This is a genomic window from Pseudomonas sp. P7759 (genome assembly GCF_013386445.1).
Lineage (GTDB): Bacteria > Pseudomonadota > Gammaproteobacteria > Pseudomonadales > Pseudomonadaceae > Aquipseudomonas > Aquipseudomonas azotoformans_A.
The window spans coordinates 26,752-43,800 of sequence record NZ_JACART010000037.1 but is presented as its reverse complement, the minus strand read 5'-3'; the positions used below and the strand labels follow the sequence as shown (position 1 = coordinate 43,800).

15 protein-coding genes are annotated in these 17,049 nt (G+C 60.4%); all 15 read right to left on the bottom strand.

The window, feature by feature from the left end:
- Positions 1-56: 56 nt before the first annotated feature.
- On the bottom strand, positions 57-1,910 hold the full coding sequence (nuoL, locus tag HX823_RS23365) for an NADH-quinone oxidoreductase subunit L (protein WP_038850297.1): 1,854 nt from the start codon (positions 1,908-1,910) through the stop codon (positions 57-59).
- Positions 1,907-2,215 (bottom strand): NADH-quinone oxidoreductase subunit NuoK, encoded by a 309-nt coding sequence (gene nuoK, locus HX823_RS23360; RefSeq protein ID WP_003174727.1) that lies wholly within the window; start codon positions 2,213-2,215, stop codon positions 1,907-1,909. The genes nuoL and nuoK overlap by 4 nt, the downstream gene beginning before the upstream one ends.
- Before the next feature lie 2 nt (positions 2,216-2,217).
- A complete protein-coding gene (nuoJ, locus tag HX823_RS23355) occupies positions 2,218-2,721 on the bottom strand; it encodes an NADH-quinone oxidoreductase subunit J (protein ID WP_016974946.1) in 504 nt (167 codons plus the stop codon).
- Between the two features lie 9 nt (positions 2,722-2,730).
- Positions 2,731-3,279 (bottom strand): NADH-quinone oxidoreductase subunit NuoI, encoded by a 549-nt coding sequence (gene nuoI, locus HX823_RS23350; protein WP_003174725.1) that lies wholly within the window; start codon positions 3,277-3,279, stop codon positions 2,731-2,733.
- Between the two features lie 11 nt (positions 3,280-3,290).
- A complete protein-coding gene (gene nuoH / locus HX823_RS23345; RefSeq protein WP_017137518.1) occupies positions 3,291-4,298 on the bottom strand; it encodes an NADH-quinone oxidoreductase subunit NuoH in 1,008 nt (335 codons plus the stop codon).
- A complete protein-coding gene (gene nuoG, locus HX823_RS23340) occupies positions 4,295-7,009 on the bottom strand; it encodes an NADH-quinone oxidoreductase subunit NuoG (protein ID WP_177076935.1) in 2,715 nt (904 codons plus the stop codon). Before nuoG ends, nuoH begins: the two co-directional genes overlap by 4 nt.
- Positions 7,010-7,144: 135 nt before the next feature.
- Entirely contained in the window at positions 7,145-8,500 is a 1,356-nt protein-coding gene (gene nuoF, locus HX823_RS23335; RefSeq protein ID WP_003174722.1) for an NADH-quinone oxidoreductase subunit NuoF, read from the bottom strand.
- Positions 8,497-8,994 (bottom strand): NADH-quinone oxidoreductase subunit NuoE, encoded by a 498-nt coding sequence (gene nuoE, locus HX823_RS23330; protein WP_033896837.1) that lies wholly within the window; start codon positions 8,992-8,994, stop codon positions 8,497-8,499. The genes nuoF and nuoE overlap by 4 nt, the downstream gene beginning before the upstream one ends.
- A gap of 2 nt (positions 8,995-8,996) precedes the next feature.
- A complete protein-coding gene (gene nuoC, locus HX823_RS23325) occupies positions 8,997-10,781 on the bottom strand; it encodes an NADH-quinone oxidoreductase subunit C/D (RefSeq protein ID WP_033896875.1) in 1,785 nt (594 codons plus the stop codon).
- A gap of 73 nt (positions 10,782-10,854) precedes the next feature.
- Positions 10,855-11,529 carry an NADH-quinone oxidoreductase subunit B family protein gene (locus HX823_RS23320; RefSeq protein WP_016975544.1) on the bottom strand — a complete coding sequence of 225 codons (675 nt, stop codon included), beginning with the start codon at positions 11,527-11,529 and terminating at the stop codon, positions 10,855-10,857.
- A gap of 10 nt (positions 11,530-11,539) precedes the next feature.
- Complete coding sequence (locus HX823_RS23315; RefSeq protein ID WP_003219575.1) at positions 11,540-11,953, bottom strand: NADH-quinone oxidoreductase subunit A; 414 nt, start codon at positions 11,951-11,953, stop codon at positions 11,540-11,542.
- A 657-nt stretch (positions 11,954-12,610) separates the two neighbouring features.
- Positions 12,611-13,936 (bottom strand): isocitrate lyase, encoded by a 1,326-nt coding sequence (gene aceA, locus HX823_RS23310; RefSeq protein WP_003174717.1) that lies wholly within the window; start codon positions 13,934-13,936, stop codon positions 12,611-12,613.
- 491 nt (positions 13,937-14,427) lie between these two features.
- Entirely contained in the window at positions 14,428-15,165 is a 738-nt protein-coding gene (locus tag HX823_RS23305; RefSeq protein WP_177076933.1) for a secretin N-terminal domain-containing protein, read from the bottom strand.
- A gap of 219 nt (positions 15,166-15,384) precedes the next feature.
- Positions 15,385-15,807 (bottom strand): GNAT family N-acetyltransferase, encoded by a 423-nt coding sequence (locus HX823_RS23300; protein ID WP_177076931.1) that lies wholly within the window; start codon positions 15,805-15,807, stop codon positions 15,385-15,387.
- Positions 15,800-16,966: a cupin domain-containing protein gene (locus tag HX823_RS23295; protein ID WP_038847892.1), complete on the bottom strand. Its 1,167-nt coding sequence runs from the start codon at positions 16,964-16,966 to the stop codon at positions 15,800-15,802. The genes HX823_RS23300 and HX823_RS23295 overlap by 8 nt, the downstream gene beginning before the upstream one ends.
- Positions 16,967-17,049: the final 83 nt, after the last annotated feature.

The following is a 17,049-nucleotide window of genomic DNA, read 5'->3' as shown; positions in this document are numbered from 1 at the left end:
CGTTTCCTTTCGCAAGTTCGCAAAGTTGGCAATGTTCGCAAGGTTCATAGACATGGTCAGGCCGCTACCACGACGATGGCGCCGATCACCAGTACCGCACCGGCAGCCATGGACGCTGCATACCAGCGCAACTGGCCAGTCTCGCTGCGGCTCAGGGCGGTGTGACCGGCCTTGGCGGCACGCGGGATCAAACCGATGGTCTGGTCGAGCGGGTCTTTGCGCAGTACATGGCTGATGGCCAGGTAAGGCTTGACGAACAGTTTGTCGTAGATCCAGTCGAAGCCCCAGGCAGCGAACCACCAGGCCGACAGGAAACGGCCAATGCCACTGTTGGCCACGGCGGTCACGAAGCGACGCTTGCCGAGGAACAGCAGGGCCGCCAGCAGGATACCGGCGATAGCAATGGCGCCCGAGGCGATTTCCAGGCTGTGCTTGGCAGCGCCACCGGCATGGCCGGCGCTTTCTGGCAGGACACCGGCCAGCGGTGGGGTGATCAGGGCGCCGATGAAGGTCGACAGGATGATCAGCACCGACAACGGCAACCAATGCGAGATGCCATGGCCTGCGTGTGCTTCGGTCTTGGCTTCACCGTGGAAGGTGATGAAGATCAGGCGGAAGGTGTACAGCGAGGTCATGAACGCACCCACCAGGCCTGCGTACAGCAGGTTCTGGTTACCGCTGGCAAAGGCTTCCCAGAGGATTTCGTCTTTCGAGTAGAAACCGGCGGTCACCAGCGGCAGGGCTGCGAGTGCGGCACCACCGACGATGAAGCTGGCGTAGGCCAGTGGCAGTTTCTTCCACAGGCCGCCCATCTTGAAGATGTTCTGCTCGTGGTGGCAGGCAACGATCACCGCACCGGAAGCGAGGAACAGCAGGGCCTTGAAGAAAGCGTGGGTCATCAGGTGGAAGATCGCCGCGTCCCAGGCGCCAACGCCCAGGGCCAGGAACATGTAGCCGATCTGGCTCATGGTCGAGTAGGCGAGGATACGCTTGATGTCGGTCTGTACCAGGGCAGCAAAACCGGCCAGCACCAGGGTCACGCCACCGACGATGCCCACCAGGTGCAGGATGTCCGGCGCCAGGGTGAACAGGCCGTGGGTACGGGCAATCAGGTAGACACCGGCGGTTACCATGGTTGCGGCGTGGATCAATGCCGACACCGGGGTAGGACCGGCCATCGCATCCGCCAGCCAGGTTTGCAGCGGCAGTTGCGCGGATTTACCGACAGCGCCGCCCAGCAGCATCAGGGTAGCCAGGGTGATCCAGAAATCGCCAACCTGGAATTTCTGCGGTGCCAGCACCAGCAGTTCCTGGATGTTCAGCGTGCCCACCTGTTGGAACAGGATGAACAGGCCGATGGCCATGAACACGTCACCGATACGGGTCACGATAAAGGCTTTGAGTGCGGCGTTACCGTTGTTGCGGTTGCTGTAGTAGAAACCGATCAACAGGTACGAGCACAGGCCCACGCCTTCCCAGCCGAAGTACAGGAACAACAGGTTATCGCCCAGCACCAGGAACAGCATGCTGGCGATAAACAGGTTGGTGTACGAGAAGAAGCGCGAGTAACCGGCTTCACCGCGCATGTACCAGGACGCGAACAGGTGGATCAGGAAGCCCACACCCACCACCACGCCGAGCATGGTGATCGACAGGCCGTCGACGTAGAGGGCGAAGTTGGGCTTGAAGCCCTCCACCGACATCCACTGCCACAGCACCAGGGTGTAGTGACCGCCTTCCGGCGGCGCCACGTTGAATTGCCAGATGACGTAGGCGGTCACGATGGCCGAAAGGCCAATGGAGCCCACACCGACCAGGGCCGAGAGGTTTTCCGACCAGCGTCCGCGAGAGAACGACAGCAGCAGGAAACCGATCAGGGGGAATACGAAAGTCAGAAAGATCATGTTCATCCGCGCATCTCACTGGCAGCGTCGATATCAAGCGTGTGGAAGCGACGATACAGTTGCAGCAGGATCGCCAGGCCGATACTGGCCTCGGCGGCTGCCAGGCTGATCACCAGGATGAACATGACTTGTCCATCCGGCTGGCCCCAACGTGCACCCGCAACGATAAACGCCAGTGCAGCGGCGTTCATCATGATTTCCAGGCTCATCAACACGAACAGAATGTTACGGCGAACCATCAGGCCGACCAGGCCAAGGCAGAACAGGATGCCGGCGACCGCCAGACCATGCTCCAAAGGGATAGCAGGCATCGTCATTGCTCCTTGGCTTCGTTGCGGCCCAAGTGGAAGGCGGTGATGGCTGCAGCGAGCAGCAGCATCGAAGCCAGTTCGACCACCAGCAGGTACGGGCCGAACAGGCTGATGCCCACGGCTTTCGCGTCTACGGTGGTGTGGCCGATGGCCTGACCGCTCTGGTGAGCGAACAGCACATACAGCAGTTCACCCAGCAGCAGCGCTGCCAGGATGACCGGGCCGAGCCAGATGCCGGGCTTGAGCCAGACGCGCTCCTGGGCGACCGAAGCCGGCCCCAGGTTGAGCATCATCACCACAAACACGAACAGCACCATGATGGCGCCCGCATAGGCGATCACTTCCAGCACGCCGGCGAACGGGGCGCCGAGTGCGAAGAAGGTCATGGCCACGGCGATCAACGAAATGATCAGGTAGAGCAAGGCGTGCACAGGATTGGTGTTGGTGATCACGCGAAGCGTGGACACCACTGCAATACCGGACGCGAAATAGAAAGCGAATTCCATCTTTCTTCCTTAAGGCAGCAAGCTCTTCACGTTGATCGGCTCGGCTTCGTTTTGTGCGGCGCCTTTCGGCTTACCGGCAACGGCCATACCTGCAACACGATAGAAGTTGTAATCAGGGTTTTTACCGGGACCAGAGATCAAAAGATCTTCTTTCTCGTACACCAGGTCCTGACGTTTGAACTCGGCCATCTCGAAATCCGGCGTGAGCTGGATCGCAGTGGTCGGGCAAGCTTCCTCGCAGAGGCCGCAGAAAATGCAGCGCGAGAAGTTGATGCGGAAGAAGTCCGGGTACCAGCGACCGTCTTCGGTTTCAGCTTTCTGCAGGGAGATGCAACCCACCGGGCACGCCACGGCGCACAGGTTGCAGGCTACGCAACGCTCTTCGCCATCGGGGTCGCGGGTGAGCACGATACGGCCGCGATAACGCGGCGGCAGGTACACCGCTTCTTCCGGGTATTGCAGGGTGTCGCGTTTGCGAAAGCCATGGCCGAAAACCATCACCAGGCTTCGCAACTGGGTACCGGTACCCTTAACGATGTCGCCAATATATTTGAACATGGGTCAAATCCTCACTGAACCGCGCCGGCTGGCGTGTTCAACAACACAACGGCAGCCGTCACCAGCAAATTGATCAGGGTCAGTGGCAGGCAGAAGCGCCAGCTGAAATCCATCACCTGGTCGTATCGTGGACGCGGAATGGACGCGCGCAGCAGGATAAACAACATGATGAAGAACGCGGTCTTCAGGAAGAACCAGAAGAACGCCAACTGCGGCAGGATGCCGAACGGACCATGCCAGCCGCCGAAGAACAGCGTGACCAGCAGGGCCGAGATCAAGATGATGCCGATGTACTCGCCAACGAAGAACATGCCCCATTTCATGCCGGCGTATTCAATGTGGTAACCGTCGGCCAGTTCCTGTTCCGCTTCCGGCTGGTCGAACGGGTGACGGTGAGTCACGGCGACGCCAGCAATGAAGAAGGTACAGAAGCCGAAGAACTGCGGAATGATGAACCACAGGTTCTGCGCTTGGTACTCGACGATGTCGCGCATGTTGAACGAGCCGACCTGCACCACAATGCCCATCAGCGCGAGGCCCATGAACACTTCATAGGACACGGTCTGGGCCGAAGCCCGCAAGCTGCCCAGCAGGGCGAACTTGTTGTTGCTCGACCAACCGGCGAACAGCACCGCATAGACCGACAAACCGGCCATGGCGAAGAAGAACAGCAAGCCGATGTTCAGGTCCGCCACGCCCCAGGTCGGGGTGATCGGGATGATCGCGAAGGCGATCAACAAGGCGCTCATGGCCACGACCGGTGCCAGGGTGAAGATCACCTTGTCGGCAAACGGCGGGGTCCAGTCTTCCTTGAAGAACATTTTCAGCATGTCGGCGGCGATCTGGAACATACCGAACGGGCCAACGCGGTTCGGACCGTAACGGTCCTGCCACCAGCCCAGCAGGCGACGTTCGACGAAGCTGAGCAGGGCGCCCGCGACGACCACGGCCAACAGGATCACGATGGCCTTGACCACCGAAATGATCACGTCAATTACTTCCGGCGTGAACCAAGTCATTGCGCTGCCTCCTGCAGACCGTCAACGGTTTTGCCAAAGATCGCCGCTGGGATGCCGGCGAAACCTTTCGGCAGTGCAACCAGGCCAGCGCCCAGCTCGTCGTTGATGCGCAGCGGCAGACGCAGGGTCTGGCCGGCCACGTTCAGGCTGAGCAAGGCACCGTCGTTGACGCCCAGGCGGTCGGCTTCGGACTTGGCCAGGGAAACGTAGGCGGCTGGGATGCGCTCTTGAACCGGCGCGGCTTTGGAAGAGTTCTCTTCGCTGCCGAACAGGTGGAAGAACGGCACAACCTGCCAAGTACCCTGGGCCGGGTTGAACGGACGCGGTACGGCAGCGAACCAGTTCAGCGCGTCACCGGTGCTTTCGATCAGGCGGGTGCCTGGGTCGCCAGCGCGGATGTGACCACCGACTTCGTCCTGGAACTTGTTCCAGGCTTGTGGCGAGTTCCAGCCCGGCGACCAGGCGAACGGCACCTGTTGGCGCGGTTCGGCGGAGCCCGAGTAACCTTCCATGGAGAAGGCAAACGCGGTGTCCGGGTCTTGTGGAGTACGCGGTTCGTGCACGCTGATGTTGGCGCGCATGGCGGTACGACCGGAATAACGCAGCGGTTCACGGGCCAGTTTCATGCCCTTGATGCGGAACGCGGCGGACGGTGCTGCGTCGACGATACGGGCCAGTTGCGGCGCGCTCGCGGCGGTGGCGGCAGTGACGTGGTCGAGCTGGGTCCAGTCGATCGGCTGGTTCAGCAGGGTGGCGCGCAGGGCATGCAGCCAGCGCCAGCCTTCGTGAACCAGGATGCTGGCGTCCATGTACTTCGGATCGAACACCTGGAAGAAGCGCTGGGCGCGGCCTTCCTGGCTGACCAGGGTACCGTCGCCTTCGGCGAAGGTGGCGGCTGGCAGGACCAGGTCGGCACGTTCGCTGGTGGCGGTCTTCTGGTGGTCGGCAACGATCAGCACTTTGGTGGCGTTGAGCGCAGCGTCAACCTTGGCGGCATCGGTGCGGGTGTACAGGTCGTTTTCCAGCACCACGATGGCGTCGGCATTGCCGTCGATCACCGCTTGCAGGCCAGCGTCCAGGGACTCGCCACCGAGCATGGCCAGGCCAAGGCTGTTGGCTTCCGGCACGACCAGACTGATGGAACCGTTCTTGTCGCGCAGCTTCAAGGCCTTGGCGATGTTGGCAGCGGCTTCGATCAACGCCTTGGAACCCAACGAGGTGCCGGCGATGATCAGTGGACGCTTGGCGGCCAGCAGGGCGTCGGCGATACGCTGAGCCAGTTCAACGGCTTCAGCGTCCAGGCCTTCGACGGCAGGCGCGCTGGCGTCGAGGGCGTGGGCCACGGCGAAACCGATGCGGGCCAGGTCGTCTGGGGCTGCGTGCACACATTCTTCGGCGATATCGTCGAGCTTGGTTTCAGCCAGGCTTGCGATAAACAGCGGGTTCAGCGCGTGCTGGCCGATGTTTTTCACCGCGGCGTCGAGCCACGGTTGTACGCGCATGGCGTCGGCCATGTCTTCGGCCTTGCCTTTGACCGACTGGCGCAGGGACAGGGCGATGCGCGCGGCGGTCTGGGTCAGGTCTTCACCGAGGACGAAGATGGCGTCGTGGTCTTCGATGTCGCGCATGTTCGGAACCGGCAGCGGGCTGTCGTTCAGCACTTGCAGGACCAGGCGGATGCGCTCCAGCTCAGCGGCTTCGATTCCGGAGTAGAAGTGCTCGGCACCGACCAGTTCACGCAACGCGAAGTTGCTTTCGAGGCTGGCGCGAGGCGAACCGATACCGACGATGTTGCGGCCGCGTAGCAGGTCGGCGGCTTTATCCAGCGCGTCGTCCAGGCTCAGCTTGCCGCCATTGGCCAGCAACGGCTGGCGCGGGCGGTCTTCGCGGTTCACGTAGCCATAGCCGAAACGGCCACGGTCGCACAGGAAGTACTGGTTGACCGAACCGTTGAAGCGGTTTTCGATGCGACGCAGTTCGCCGTAGCGCTCGCCCGGGGAGATGTTGCAACCGCTGGAGCAGCCATGGCAGATGCTCGGGGCGAACTGCATGTCCCACTTACGGTTGTAGCGCTCGGAGTGCGTCTTGTCGGTGAACACACCGGTCGGGCAGACCTCGGTGAGGTTGCCGGAGAACTCGCTTTCGAGCACGCCGTCTTCAACGCGACCGAAGTACACGTTGTCGTGGGCGCCGAATACGCCCAGGTCGGTGCCGCCGGCGTAGTCTTTATAGAAGCGCACGCAACGGTAGCAGGCGATGCAGCGGTTCATTTCGTGGGAAATGAACGGGCCGAGGTCCTGGTTCTGGTGGGTACGCTTGGTGAAGCGATAACGGCGCTCGTTGTGGCCGGTCATCACCGTCATGTCTTGCAGGTGGCAGTGACCGCCTTCCTCACAGACCGGGCAGTCGTGGGGGTGGTTGGTCATCAGCCATTCAACGACACTGGCGCGGAACGCCTTGGATTCTTCATCGTCGATGGAGATCCAGGTGTTGTCGGTGGCTGGGGTCATGCAGGACATGACGATACGACCACGGGTGTCGTTCTCGTCGGTGTATTGCTTGACCGCGCACTGGCGACAGGCACCGACGCTACCAAGCGCGGGGTGCCAGCAGAAATACGGGATGTCGAGGCCTAGTGAGAGACATGCCTGTAACAGGTTGTCTGCCCCATCGACTTCGAGCGCTTTGCCGTCTACGTGGATAGTGGCCATGGTTCAAAGTTCTTCGTTGGCCCGTTGTCAGCGGGCGTGGCTAATGGAATCTTGTTATTCATGAGCATCAACACAGCCTTTACGGCGTCAGCCCATGAGAAAGCGAAGGGCACGGACCCTTCGCCTTTTAAAGCGTTACGCGCCGACTACGATCGGCCTTGCCAGAGGCGGGACGGCGGCGCTGGTAGGCGCGATGCCGGCTTCGAACTCCGAGCGGAAGTATTTGATGGCGCTGCCCAATGGCTCCACGGCGCCCGGTGCGTGAGCACAGAAGGTCTTGCCTGGGCCGAGGAAACCGACCAGGCCGAGCAGGGTTTCGATATCACCCTCACGGCCTTCGCCATTTTCCAGGGCCATCAGCAGCTTCACGCTCCACGGCAGACCGTCGCGGCATGGGGTGCAGAAGCCGCAGGATTCACGGGCAAAGAACTGCTCCATGTTGCGCAGCAGCGAGACCATGTTCACGGTGTTGTCCACCGCCATCGCCAGGCCCGTACCCATCCGGGTGCCGACCTTGCCGATGCCGCCGGCATACATCTGTGCGTCGAGGTGCTCAGGGAGCAGGAAGCCAGTACCGGCACCGCCTGGCTGCCAGGCTTTCAAGGTGTAGCCGTCGCGCATGCCACCGGCGTAGTCCTCGAACAGCTCGCGGGCGGTCACGCCGAATGGCAGTTCCCACAGGCCAGGGTTCTTGACCTTGCCGGAGAAGCCCATGAGCTTGGTGCCCATGTCTTCGCTGCCTTCGCGGGCCAACGATTTGTACCAGTCCACGCCGTCGGCGATGATTGCCGGCACGTTGCACAGGGTTTCAACGTTGTTCACGCAGGTCGGCTTGCCCCACACGCCGACGGCGGCAGGGAAGGGCGGCTTGGAGCGCGGGTTGGCGCGGCGGCCTTCGAGGGAGTTGATCAGTGCGGTTTCTTCACCGCAGATGTAACGCCCGGCGCCGGTGTGTACGAACAGTTCGAAATCAAAACCGGAACCCAGGATGTTCTTGCCCAACAGGCCTGCTGCCTTGGCTTCTTCTACCGCACGGTTGAGGTGCTTGGCGGCGGTGGTGTACTCGCCACGCAGGAAGATATAGCCACGGTAGGTTTTCAGCGCACGGGCACTGATCAGCATGCCTTCGATCAGCAGATGGGGCAGTTGCTCCATCAGCATGCGGTCTTTCCAGGTGTTCGGCTCCATTTCATCCGCATTGCACAGCAGGTAGCGGATGTTGATGGATTCGTCTTTTGGCATCAGGCCCCACTTAACGCCAGTGGGGAAGCCTGCACCGCCGCGACCTTTCAAGCCTGCGTCTTTCACGGTCTGGACGATATCGTCCTGGGCCATGTCGGCAAAGGCTTTGCGCGCCGCCGCGTAACCGTTCTTGGCCTGGTATTCGTCGAGCCATACCGGCTCGGCATCGTCACGCAGGCGCCAGGTCAGCGGGTGGGTTTCAGGCGAACGCTTGATCAGGTTGGCCGGGCCGAAAGAAGTCAGGGTCATGGGTAGCCCTCGAGCAATTGGGTCACGCCAGTTGCCTGCACGTCACCGAATGTGTCGTCGTCGATCATCAACGCCGGCGCCTTGTCGCAGTTGCCCAGGCAGCACACCGGCAGCAGCGTGAAGCGGCCGTCCGGGGTGGTTTGGCCGAGGCCGATGCCCAGTTTGGTCTGGATCGCGTCAACCACTTTCTCGTGGCCACCGATGTAGCAGACCATGCTGTCGCACACGCGAATGATGTGGCGGCCAACCGGCTGACGGAAGATCTGGCTGTAGAACGTGGCCACGCCTTCAACGTCGCTGGCAGGGATGCCGAGGATCTCGCCGATGGCGTAGAGGGCGCCGTCCGGCACCCAGCCACGTTCCTTCTGGACGATCTTCAAGGCTTCGATCGACGCCGCGCGCGGGTCTTCGTAGTGATGCAGCTCGTGCTCGATGGCCGAGCGCTCGGTTTCACTCAGGGTGAAACGGTCTGTCTGGATAAGCGTGCTGTTCATGCTTAGCGGTCCACGTCGGCCATAACGAAATCGATACTACCCAGGTACGCAATCAAGTCCGCGACCATCTCGCCTTTGATCACCGAAGGGATCTGCTGCAAGTGGGCGAAGCTTGGGGTACGGATCCGGGTGCGGTAGCTCATGGTGCCGCCATCGCTCGTCAGGTAATAACTGTTGATACCCTTGGTCGCTTCAATCATCTGGAAGGATTCGTTGGCCGGCATGACCGGGCCCCACGAAACTTGCAGGAAGTGCGTGATCAGGGTTTCGATGTGCTGCAGCGTGCGCTCTTTCGGCGGCGGCGTGGTCAGCGGGTGATCCGCCTTGTACGGTCCGGCCGGCATGTTGCGCATGCACTGCTCGATGATCTTCAGGCTCTGGCGCATTTCTTCGACGCGCACGATGCAACGGTCGTAGGCATCGCCATTGGCCGCCAACGGGACTTCGAATTCGAAGTTTTCGTAGCCGGAATACGGGCGCGCTTTACGCAGGTCGAAGTCGCAACCGGTGGAACGCAGGCCAGCACCGGTGACGCCCCATTCCAGGGCTTCTTTGGTGTTGTACTGGGCGACGCCAATGGTACGACCCTTTAGGATGCTGTTATCCAGCGCGGCCTTTTGGTACTCGTCCAGACGCTTGGGCATCCAGTCGATGAACTCCTTGACCAGGCGCTCCCAGCCATTCGGCAGGTCGTGGGCCACGCCACCGATGCGGTACCAGGCCGGGTGCAGGCGGAAACCAGTGATGGCTTCGATGACCTTGTAGGCGCGCTGACGGTCGGTGAAGGTGAAGAACACCGGGGTCATGGCGCCGACGTCCTGGATATACGTACCCAGGAACAGCAGGTGGCTGGTGATCCGGAAGAACTCGGCCATCATGATGCGGATGGTGTCGACGCGGTCGGGCACCTTGATGCCGGCCAGCTTCTCGACCGAGAGCACGTACGGCAGGTTGTTCATCACGCCGCCGAGGTAGTCGATACGGTCGGTGTACGGGATGAAGCTGTGCCACGACTGGCGCTCGGCCATCTTCTCGGCACCACGGTGGTGGTAGCCGATGTCGGGCACGCAGTCGACGATTTCTTCGCCGTCCAGTTGCAGGATGATGCGGAAGGCACCGTGAGCCGAAGGGTGGTTCGGGCCCAGGTTGAGGAACATGTAGTCCTCGTTGGTGCCGGAGCGTTTCATGCCCCAGTCTTCCGGACGGAAACGTGCGGCTTCCTCTTCAAGCTGTTGCTTGGCGAGGTTGAGGCTGAACGGATCGAATTCGGTGGCGCGGGCAGGGAAGTCCTTGCGCAGCGGGTGACCTTCCCACGTTGGCGGCATCATGATGCGCGTCAGGTGCGGGTGGCCTGGGAAGTCGATACCGAACATGTCCCAGACTTCACGCTCGTACCAGCTGGCGTTGGGCCAAATACCGGTGACGGTCGGGATGCTCAGGTCGCTTTCGCTCAGTGCGACCTTGATCATCACGTCGCTGTTACGTTCCAGCGACATCAGGTGGTAGAACACGGTGAAGTCGGCGCCGCTCGGCAGCCCTTGACGCTTGGTGCGCAGACGCTCGTCCACGCCATGCAGGTCATAGAGCATGACGTACGGCTTGGGCAGGTTGCGCAGGAAGGTCAGGACTTCGACGAGCTTGGCACGCGCCACCCACAGCACCGGCATACCGGTGCGTGTGGCCTGGGCGGTGAAGGCGTCAGGGCCAAAACGGTTATTGAGTTCGACGACCACATCCTGGTCGTCTGCCTTATAAGGCGGGATGTACAGAGCGCTGCCTGTAGTCATGGTTTTTTTATCGCTTTCGGTCAACGTAAAGAATGAAGCCAGGTGTTCGTTCTATTTAAAGAAGCGGGCTGGATCAGACTTCGTCAGGGCTGCGCAGGTTGGTGACTGCGATTCGCTGTTCGCGGCGCTCTTCCTTTTGCGAAGGCATCTCGGCGCGGTACACGCCTTGATCGCCAACGACCCAGGACAGCGGGCGACGCTCCTTGCCAATCGATTCCTGCAACAGCATCAAGCCTTGCAAGAACGCTTCAGGGCGGGGCGGGCAGCCAGGCACGTAGACGTCCACGGGCAGGAACTTGTCCACCCCCTGAACGACGGAGTAGATGTCGTACATGCCACCGGAGTTGGCGCACGAACCCATGGAGATAACCCACTTCGGTTCGAGCATTTGCTCGTAGAGACGCTGGATGATCGGCGCCATCTTGATGAAGCAGGTGCCGGCGATAACCATGAAGTCCGCCTGGCGCGGCGATGCCCGGATAACTTCGGCGCCAAAGCGCGCGATGTCGTGGGGCGCCGTGAAGGCGGTGGTCATTTCCACGTAGCAGCACGAAAGGCCGAAGTTGTACGGCCACAGGGAGTTTTTACGCCCCCAGTTGACCGCGCCACTCAGCACGTCTTCAAGCTTGCCCATGTAGATGTTTTTGTGGACTTGATCTTCTAACGGATCGGAGACGGTTTCCCGTTCGCCGATGGGGTACTGATCGTTAGGAGCATCCGGGTCGATCCTGGTGAGATTGTATTGCATCGCCAAAGCCTCATTGTTTCAGCTTCGCTTGCCGCTTACGACGAGCTTCCGGAGCCCAGTCAAGGGCGCCCACTCGGAATAGGTAGACAAGGCCTGCCAACAGAATTGCTATGAAAACGAGAGCTTCGACGAATCCGGTCCAGCCGCTTTCGCGGACGGACACAGACCAGGCAAAGAGAAAAAGGGCTTCGATATCGAAGATCACGAACAGCATCGCGACCAGATAGAATTTGGCTGAGAGCCGCAAGCGGGCGCCACCTGTAGGCAGCATGCCGGACTCGAACGGTTCATTTTTGCTGCGGCCCCAGGCTTTTGACCCGAGGAGGCTGGAGACACCGAGCATGAAGGCGCAGAGGCCGACAACACCGAGGAGGAAAATGGCAAAGCCCCAGTTGTGGGCCATGAGTCCTGTCGCTTCGGTCATGCTGGAAATCCTTAACAGAGAGCAAAGGTCTCTGAGCTCGAAAAAGTAACGATGCAGTGACGATATGTCGCACTGCAATCAATCGCGGTGATTTTATGGCTAAACACCGGGCAAGTAAAATTCCTATAGCGAAATTATTCGATGGAATAAGGACATAGTGCACCTTCGTGGGGCTGTAGCCCTTGTGTGGTGGGCATTAGCGGGCATTTAATCAAATGTGTTTTGTTTATCCTGTAACGAAGTTTTCATGCGCCAAATGATAATGAATATTGTTTGCGTGGGGTTTAAGCGAATGTTTCTCGTGTGGCGAGGGAAGTTGCCGTTACTTGCTAGAGTGCCGCTTAGTTGCTGACGGGGATCTTTTAACCGAACTGATCCACGCGAACACCGCTCTGGATCAATGTTTTGCGCAAAACCCTCAGGCTGAATGCATTCCCCTTGTGGGCGCGGGCTTGCTCGCGAATGCGGTGGGTCAATCAGCACATCAGTGACTGATACACCACATTCGCGAGCAAGCCCGCTCCCACATTTTGATCTTCATTGTGTCAGGAGGCTTCTTATCGCCCAAAAAAACGCCCCGAACCAGTCGGGGCGTGATTGTTGTGCGGCACTGCGGTTAGGTCTTCCTTGGGGCCGCAGTGGCCGTGTACGCGGTGCTTAGTGGAACTGCTCTTCTTCGGTCGAGCCGGTCAGTGCGGTCACGGACGAGGTGCCGCCCTGGATCACGGTGGTCATGTCGTCGAAGTAGCCGGTGCCCACTTCCTGCTGGTGCGCCACGAAGGTGTAGCCTTTGGCGGCGTCAGCGAACTCCTGCTCTTGCAGCTTCACGTAGGCGGTCATGTCGTTGCGGGCGTAGTCGTGCGCCAGGTTGAACATGCTGTGCCACATGTTGTGAATGCCGGCCAAGGTGATGAACTGGTGCTTGTAGCCCATGGCGGACAGTTCACGCTGGAACTTGGCGATGGTCGCGTCGTCCAGGTTCTTCTTCCAGTTGAAGGAAGGCGAGCAGTTGTAGGACAGCAGTTGGTCCGGGTATTCCTTCTTGATCGCTTCGGCGAAACGACGGGCTTCGTCCAGGTCCGGCTTGGCGGTTTCGCACCAGATCAGGTCGGCGTACGGCGCGTAGGCCAGGCCTCGGGCAATCGCCTGGTCCAGGCCGGCACGTACCTTGTAGAAACCTTCCTGGGTGCGCTCGCCGGTCACGAATGGCTGGTCGTACGGGTCGCAGTCCGAAGTCAGCAGGTCAGCAGCGTTGGCGTCGGTACGGGCCAGGATGATGGTCGGAGTACCGGCAACGTCAGCCGCCAGACGTGCAGCGGTGAGCTTCTGTACGGCTTCCTGGGTTGGTACCAATACTTTGCCGCCCATGTGGCCACATTTCTTCACAGAAGCAAGCTGGTCTTCGAAGTGCACGCCGGCAGCGCCAGCCTCGATCATGCTCTTCATCAGTTCGTAGGCGTTCAGCACGCCGCCGAAACCGGCTTCCGCGTCGGCCACGATCGGCGCGAAGTAGTCGATGTAGCCTTCGTCGCCTGGGTTCTTGCCGGCTTTCCACTGGATCTGGTCGGCACGACGGAACGAGTTGTTGATGCGCTTGACCACGGTTGGGACCGAGTCCACCGGGTACAGCGATTGGTCGGGGTACATGGATTCAGCGGAGTTGTTGTCCGCTGCCACTTGCCAGCCGGACAGGTAGATCGCCTGGATACCGGCTTTCACCTGTTGCACTGCCTGGCCGCCAGTGAGGGCGCCCATGCAGTTGACGAAATCTTTGTCGGGACGGAAGGAAGGCTTGGCACCTTGGGTCACCAGGTTCCACAGCTTCTCGGCGCCGAGTTTTGCAAAGGTGTGCTCAGGTTGAACCGAGCCACGCAGGCGGACGACGTCAGCAGCGGAATAAGCGCGGGTCACGCCTTTCCAGCGTGGGTTTTCAGCCCAGTCTTTTTCGAGGGCTGCAATTTGCTGTTCGCGTGTCAGTGCCATGGAAGTAAACCTCGTCGCGTCTTCTTGTGGTGGAAAAATCCATTTGCCAGCCCTGCATTCAAATGCTGGGGCAGGGCTGCTCGCTGACCAGAAGCTTAGGCGGTCATGTCGGGTCTGGCGGGGAATGCGACGGGATGAACGATTGGCGAGAGGGTGGATTAGGTAAAGGCGGGCCGAGAACAGTCTTCAGGCGTCGTGGGCCCTTGGTTGTTCAGCAGCGTGTTGCCGGGTTACCTGGTTAGCTTCCGTCCCTCGGGACAACTTCGTTCCAGTCGCAACCAAAGTCAAACACGCCTTGTGGGCGGTACAGACACGAATCGGCTCAGGTGGGTAGCTTGGAGCGCGATCCGAAGGCCCTTGCCAGGGCCCCTGATTAGCGGGAGCGAGGCCATCATGCCCATGCTTTTTTGGATCGTCAAATGTTTTGTAGTGCTTTTTTTAAAGCACTACATCTTTAGTCTAATACGACTCATCAGTCAGTTTTTGGTGCTTCAGTTCAGGGTGTCGACCTTGACCCGCACAGTCAGGTCATCGCGTCCCTGAGTAGAGTAGCTGCGGGTTGTAGAGGATTTGTCGGCCTGGGTTTCACGATTGATGCCAGCCAGGGGAATCCACTCGCCCAGTCGCCCGCTGACAGTTGTGTCGGTGCTTTGCACATTCACTACATCGGGACGTTCCTGGCTCATGCGGTCACGGTTGGTACTGATCGCCAGGTGCACGGTTTCGCCAGTGACGCTGGCCGTCACGTAGAACCCCTGGGTGACGTTGCGATACTGGGTCTGGTTCTGCAGGCGGCCGTAGCTGTCTTGCTGGGTGGTGGTCAGCGGCACGCTCTGGCCGACCTGGATCAGCGCGGGCACGCCTTCGCTGGCCTGGATCTGCTGGATGCCACCGTCACGACTGGCGGTGCCGTAGCTGATGATGCGGGTCTGGCTGTCGCCGCTGTTCTGTTGGTTGTTTTCGTTGGTGTCGACGGTGATCAGCAGGCGCTTGGCGGGTGTGTCGAGTTGAGAGAGCAGGGCGCGCAGATTCTGGATCTTGGCTGGGTCAGCGTTAATAACCAGTTGGTTGCCGTAGGCGCTGACGGTGCCGTCCTTGCCGATAAAGTTCTGCGCCACGGGCAGCAGGTCGGCGCTGGTGCGGTTGCTCAGGTTGACGACTTCAGTGTCGGCCATGGCCGAGACGCTGGCGGTCAGGAGGAGGGCGGTGAGCAGGGTGCGTAGGGACATGTCCGTTATCTCTGCGAGTCATTTAGGCTGGATAGTGCCAGTTTGTCGGCCTGGCAGGTCGCAAATTGAATCGTAGACGGCAAAATGCCCTGGCAGTGCAGGGCATTTTGGGTGTTGCTGAAGTAGCCTTCGCGAGCAAGCCCGCTCCCACATTCGACCGCATTCCAAAGAGTGCACTCGGTCAAATGTGGGAGCGGGCTTGCTCGCGAACGAGACAGCTCAGTGCTCGCGCACCATGTCCACATGCGGAATCCCGACTTCAAGGAATTCGTCACTGACGATCTTGAAGCCCAGTCGCTCATAGAACGGCGCCGCATACACCTGCGCACTCAGGAACTGCTTGGCCTGGCCGCGTTGCTCGGCCACGCCGATCACCGCTTCCATCAGCTTGTCGCCGACCTTCAGTCCGCGCCAGTCCTTGAGTACCGACACGCGTCCGATCTCGCCACTGGGCAGCAGGCGCGCGGTGCCAATCGGAAAATCACCTTCGAATGCAAGGAAATGCACCGCGCCGGCGTCGTCCGCGTCCCACTCCAGCTCTGGCGGAACCGATTGTTCAGCGATAAACACCGCTTCACGAATGCGCCGAATCTCGGCGATATCCTTTTGCCAGTCCGCGACACTTACGTGAATCTTATTCATCGGCAAATCCCAGGCTTCCTTGCTTGACCAATTCGCACAGCAGGTCGCGACCGTCTTCGTCCGCCAGCCATGGGCCGAGGTTTTCGGCGTGCAGGGCGTCGGCGGCGCAGATCAGCTTGAGCAGTTCGCGCAGCTTGCCCGGCAGGTAGCGGCTCTGGCCGCTGGCGAACAGCAGCACGTCGTCGTCGACTTCCGACCAAGCCATGCGCGCGCTCGGGTTGCGCACCAGGATCGCGCCGTCTTGCAGGGCGCTGATGAAGTCTTCTTCGCCCAGTTCCTCGCCGGCTACCAGTTCAGGATAGCGTGGTTCGGTCATGAACTGGCCGAACCAGGTCAGCAGCATGCGCTCGTCGCTCATGTGCTCGGCCAGCAGGCTCTTGAGGCGGTCCAGCGCGTCGCCCTGGATCTGGTGCGGGTCGCTGACCGGCTGGGCGTCGGCGTCGGTGTAGCGTTCTTCGTCAGTCAGGTACTGGCTGAGGAAGTCGGTGAAGTGGGTCAGCACTTCAGCAGCGCTCGGTGCGCGGAAACCCACGGAGTAGGTCATGCAGTCATCTTCGGCAATGCCGAAGTGCGCCAGGCGTGGCGGCAGATAGAGCATATCGCCCGGTTCCAGGACCCACTCGGCGCTTTCTTCGAATTCGGCGAGGATACGCAGGTCGGCGTGTTGCAGCAGCGGGCTTTCCGAGTTGCACATCTGGCCGATCTTCCAGTTGCGCTTGCCCTGGGCTTGCAGCAGGAACACGTCATAGTTGTCGAAGTGCGGACCGACGCTGCCACCGGGTGCGGCGAAGCTGATCATCACATCGTCGATGCGCCAGCTTGGCAGGAAGCGGAACTGCTCCAGCAGTTCGGCCACTTCCGGTACGAACTGGTCGACAGCCTGCACCAGCAAGGTCCACTCGCGCTCAGGCAGGGTGCTGAAGGCATCTTCAGCAAACGGGCCGCGACGCAATTCCCACGGGCGCTCGCCGTGTTCGATCACCAGGCGCGATTCGACTTCTTCTTCCAGGGCCAGGCCGGCCAGTTCGTCGGCGTCGATCGGGCTTTCGAAGTCAGGGATGGCCTGACGGATCAGCAGCGGCTTTTTCTGCCAGTAGTCGCGCAGGAATTCCCGTGCCGTGATGCCGCCCAGAAGTTGAAGAGGGATATCAGGATTCATGTGTAACCTATTGAAAAAAAGCACTTTTCAGACTGGAATAAAAACGCCCGGCGCGGCCGGGCGTTTCAAAGGGTCAAGCAGCG